Annotated in this window: 4 protein-coding genes; 2 read left to right on the forward strand and 2 right to left on the reverse strand. The window is 56.1% G+C overall.

Features of this window, described 5'->3' with window-relative positions; genetic code table 11:
* A partial coding sequence (locus H1Y01_RS12640; RefSeq protein WP_180540876.1) for a carboxypeptidase regulatory-like domain-containing protein occupies positions 1–2,048 on the reverse strand: 2,048 nt, incomplete at its 3' end.
* A 599-nt stretch (positions 2,049–2,647) separates the two neighbouring features.
* Between H1Y01_RS12640 and H1Y01_RS12645 the strand changes: the two genes are divergently transcribed.
* Complete coding sequence (locus tag H1Y01_RS12645; protein ID WP_257644446.1) at positions 2,648–3,409, forward strand: sensor histidine kinase; 762 nt, start codon at positions 2,648–2,650, stop codon at positions 3,407–3,409.
* A complete protein-coding gene (locus H1Y01_RS12650; RefSeq protein WP_180540878.1) occupies positions 3,387–4,145 on the forward strand; it encodes a LytR/AlgR family response regulator transcription factor in 759 nt (252 codons plus the stop codon). The genes H1Y01_RS12645 and H1Y01_RS12650 overlap by 23 nt, the downstream gene beginning before the upstream one ends.
* Positions 4,146–4,148: 3 nt before the next feature.
* Here the strand turns inward: H1Y01_RS12650 and H1Y01_RS12655 are convergent.
* Positions 4,149–4,900 (reverse strand): tetratricopeptide repeat protein (locus tag H1Y01_RS12655; RefSeq protein ID WP_180540879.1); only part of this gene is annotated, 752 nt, incomplete at its 5' end.

The raw sequence follows: 4,900 nt of genomic DNA on the forward strand, positions 1-4,900 counted from the left end.
GTCTGGTTATAAGGAGTCGCCGCGTCACCGACATAGGAAGGATCCGTAAACGCCGTTTCCAGACGTGTGAAGCAGTCGTCGGTGCAGGTCGGGTTACCCGTTCTATCCACCCGTAAGCCGAAGGTCAACTTAACATGCGGAGTAATTGCCCATTCGTCCTGCGCATAGAGGCCGAGATTGTACAATCGTAGATGCACAACTGGGAATGGAGTGAGCCCCTGGGTATAAAAGCTTCCATTACCCGAGCCGATTGATCCGTTCGCAAAGTCCAACAACGAATTGAATTCGTAGTAACCGTAAGAATTGGTAAGATTCGATTCGTCTGTCACCCGGTTCTTCCGAAAGTTCCCCCCGACCTTGAGCGTATGATTGCCTTTTACAAACGACACATCGTCGATAACTTGTCCTTGTCCGACGTTGCGTCCACTCGGGAAGGCGTAGAAGTTGTCCGGGATGCCAAGTTCGGTGAGGCCATTGGACGTATTTGTGCCGCCTACCGGAATGTACAGAGTAGTCGGGAAAGCACTGAGTGTCGCTTGCGAATTCACCGGAGCAAAATCGGCGCTGTACCATGCGGCCGAGGCGATCAAGTTATTCACCATGTTCGGGCTGATGGTATACGTCCAGTTAGCTTGCCCTTCGTGTTCGGGCTGGATGCTGACAACATCGAAAACTGGGTTTAGGTTACTCGTGGTTGAAGGCTGCCGCCCATGATCGGTCTTATACCGGAAGTTCACGCGGTTCTTCGAGTCGATGTTCCAGTCCGCCCGAGTGGTGAGCAGCCATTCCGTATTCGCCCCGCTACCGCTACTTCCATAAGCGAGAGCACACGGCGCCGACTGGCCGAATATGCCCCCGCCGGGCGCTGCCAAATTCATCCCCGCGATCTGGCTCCCGCAACCCAGAGTGCCGGTTGCGTCCTGCAAAGGCCCGGACCCCGTCGTAACCGGGACGGCACGGGACACGCCGGTAGCCGTGTTGTACACTCCGAACGCCTGTTGATAAAACGCCTGCTGGGCCGCCGGCACGTTCGACAGGATATAAGTCTCAAACGGCTGTGATGGGATCGCGACGGTTCCGCCGGTGGTGGGCACGGTGTATCGTATACCCTCTGTGTCGACGAAGAAAAACAGCTTGTCGCGAATCGCCCGTCCGCCGAACGAGGCTGCGTACTGATTGGAAACCGCCTTTCCGCGCGGCGTGCCGCTGGCGTTGGCGAAGAAGTCGTTGGCGTTCAAGCCGGATGAGTTGTAGTTATAGAGTAGACTGCCGTGGTAAGCATTTGTGCCGCTTTTGGTCGTGAAGTTAACTTGCGCTCCGGCATTGCGCCCGTACTGCACGCTATACGCGTTCTGAACCACCGCGACCTCATCAACCTCATTCAGTCCGAGCGACAAGTTACTGGCGCCGGTGTTGTTCAGGCTAAGGTAAGGATCGTTATTGTCCTGGCCGTTTGTGGTGAAAAGGTTGGCTGTCGCCGGAAGGCCATGCGAGCTGAAGTTACCCCAGCCGTAACCGCCCGATCCGGCTACGCTGTTCACCACGATTCCCGGAAGGGAGAAGGCTACGGTTGTCAGGTCCCCCCCGCCCGCCGGCAGGTTTGCGAGCTGCCTTGCCGTGAAGGTTGCGGAGAGATCGGCTGTTTCAGTCTGGACTTGCGAACCTTGCGCGGTCACGTCGATCGTCTGCTGTGTAGCGGATACTTTGGCCAGCAGGTTAACCTGGAGAACCTGACCCACCAGCACCTGAATCCTGGAATTGTCGGTCCTTAGTCCGCTGGTCTCGGCAGAGATTACGTAGTTGTTGCCCGGTCGAACAAGTGTGAATCGGAAGGCGCCGGTCGCGTTCGTCGTGACCGTTTGGGTACTACCGTCGTCCAGATTGCGTAAAGTGACCGATGCGCTCGGGATGACCGCATCTGTAGCGTCTCTGACCACGCCGGATACATCGCCGGTAGTGATGCTCTGACTGAACGCCGGCGCTGTGGCGAACACGACGAGCAGGCAAGTTAGAAGGCCAAAACGGCCGCGCTGCAGTTGTTGTTTCATAAGACTCCTTGAGAAGTTCCCGTCCGAAGCCCGGGTTCGATTGTGTTCAACTTACGAAGCGGACCCTGAAAAATCAAGGGGAGTGGGGCCAATGCGTTCAGCCTCGTGGCGAACTCGCCAACCCACCGGGGCCAGTGGCTCTCTGGGGTGAAACGGGCTAAATGCGGGGCGGGAAAAGTTCGTACCTTTTTGCGGCCTCGCGCGTATCACCTATTGGCAAAATCTCCGGTGAAGTGTTGAAAGGGATCACATGGCCGCGATGGCAAGCCATCGGAGCAGCGATATTCTTATGGTCCGTCTACGGGGTGGGCTCTGCCCTCCTCGAGCACTACATGTCCTCGGCCTCAACGAGACCAGTAAGTTGGAGCCGGGCATTTGGCCACGAGTGCCTCTGGGCCTTTCAACTTGCCGTAGCTTCGCCCTTCGTCATGTGGCTCGCCAGGTCGTTTCGACTGGACGGTTTGCACGCGAGACGCAATTGGACAATTCATGTTTTCGCCACGGTTTTATACGGCGCCGTAGCGCACGTGTTCTGGTATGGCTGGATGCAGTCTTTCGGACTTGCGGAGACCGAATCGCTTGCCGGTTATTTGCGGCAAATGAGCTGGGGCGTCGCGGAAGGAGCGCCGTTTTATTGGCTTATTGTCTTAGTTCAAAATTCGGCTTACTACCAGCAACGTTACCAGGCAAGTCTAGCGGCGGCCTCCGAATTGAACGCTCAGCTTGCGAGGGCACAATTGCATAGTCTCAAAATGCAACTTCATCCTCACTTCTTATTTAATACGCTGCATGCGATCTCCGAGCTGATTCATGAGAACGCCTCCGCCGCGGAGCGCATGGTGCTCGGATTGAGTCAGCTCCTGAGAATGTCCCTCGACACTTCGACCACGATTGAGGTACCGCTGCGTCAGGAACTTCGGTTTACTGAGATCTACCTGGGAATCGAGAAGATGCGATTCGACGAACGGCTGGAAATCGAAGTGGACATCGACGATGAGCTTCAGGATGCGATGGTGCCGAATCTCATTCTTCAGCCGCTCCTCGAAAATTCGATAAAGCACGGAATCTCGAAGCGAACCGGTCAAGGGCAGATCCGGATCTCGGCCAAGAAAGCCAACGGAGTATTAGTCATCGCGATTCGTGATAACGGCGCGGGGTGCGACGTGCAAAGGACCCCTTTACGCGAGGGGATCGGATTGAGCACCACGCGAGCAAGGCTTGAGAAGTTGTACGGATCGAAGCAAAACTTCAGCTTCCTTAGACGAGAAGGCAATGGCGCGGAGGCCGTGATGTCGTTGCCTTTGAGAATTGAAAGAACGGAGGGACGCCTTGAATCAATTGCGAGTTCTGATCGTAGATGACGAGCGGCTCTCACGCCGGCGCTTGAGGCGTTTTCTAAGCGCAGATAGCGAGTTAGAAATCGTCGGCGACTGCGAAGATGGTCTGCAGGCGCAGGAACTCCTTTCGCGGGTGACGGCAGACTTGTTGTTCCTTGATATTCAGATGCCCGGAAAGGACGGGTTCGGCCTGCTGGACGCGATCGGTCCGGAGCGCGCAGCATGCACAATCTTTGTTACGGCATACGATCAATTTGCGCTGAGGGCATTTGAGGTACATGCGTTCGACTATCTGCTAAAACCTTACGAAGAGCGGCGATTGAGAGAAGCAGTGGACCGGGTAAAGTTGCACCTTGCCTACCGCCGACACAACATAGCGCTCGATCGGCCACAGCCAACCATCACTTTTCAGGACAGTTCGAATCGGGGCCGGGATCGGCTCGCCGTCAGGACCCGTGACAAAATGATCCTGATTCGCTCCGATCAGATCGATTGGGTCGAAGCGGCGGATAACTACGTATATCTACACTGCGGCAACGAGACGCATACTCTACGCGAAACAATGAACGCGCTGCAAAAAACGCTCGACCCGGAGAAGTTCCTTCGCATTCACCGCTCCGCGATTGTGAATCTGGATCGCGTTAAATCTCTGCAGCCATGGTTTCGAGGTGATTACCGGGTAATCATGTCAAGCGGTGCGGAATTGACTCTAAGCAGAAGTTATCGGCAAGGATTGCGTGAACGTATCCTCAACATGTGAGCCTCATTCAAAGGAGTCGGGATGTATCGTCTTTTGTACGCGTAGACCGAGAGCTTGCGTGGAAGCTTGCTCCGCTTCGGCCCAGCGTTGCATTTCCTTGAGCAGGTGCGAGTAGGCGTCGAGAACCGCCGCCATGTCGGGAGCGCTCTTCCCGCTGCCGTGTTCCATGAGCTTTAGTCCCCGTTGATAAAGCATCAACGATTCCTCGCGTCGTTTTTCGGACTGCAGGAGCCCGGCGAGATTCAGGCACGGTTCCGCCAGCGCGGGGCTGCTTTCGCCCAGTGTCGTTTCCTCGATTGCCAATGCACTTCGTAGCGCGCCTTCAGCCTCCGTTTTCCGATTTTCCAATGCCAGCACGCTGCCGAGTCGATTCATGTCTCGCGCGTACTTCGCGCTTCGACTACCCAAAGCGGCGCGGTCTATCTCGGCCGCCTGCTGGTAGAGGGATTCCGCCTTCTTGTATTTGCGCTCGCGCATATATACTGCGCCGATGTTACCTATCGCGCTCGCGTACCCCGGATCGTCTAGACCGCGAACCGTCTTGTAGATATCGGCCGCCTGCCGTAGCGCGTACTCAGCTTCTTTCCAGCGTTGTTGAGCAGAGTAAGCCTCCCCTAGATTGTTTAGCGCCGCGGCAGTCAACCAGCTCTTCTCGCCGACCACCCTAGAAAGTTCCGCGACTGCGCGTTCCGCATGTACTTTGGCGGTCTCGCTCTTTCCGAGTGAGATCTCAATGGAGGCCAGAGTGTTCAAGC

Origin of the sequence: Nevskia soli (assembly GCF_903970205.1) — a bacterium.
Lineage (GTDB): Bacteria > Acidobacteriota > Terriglobia > Bryobacterales > Bryobacteraceae > Bog-113.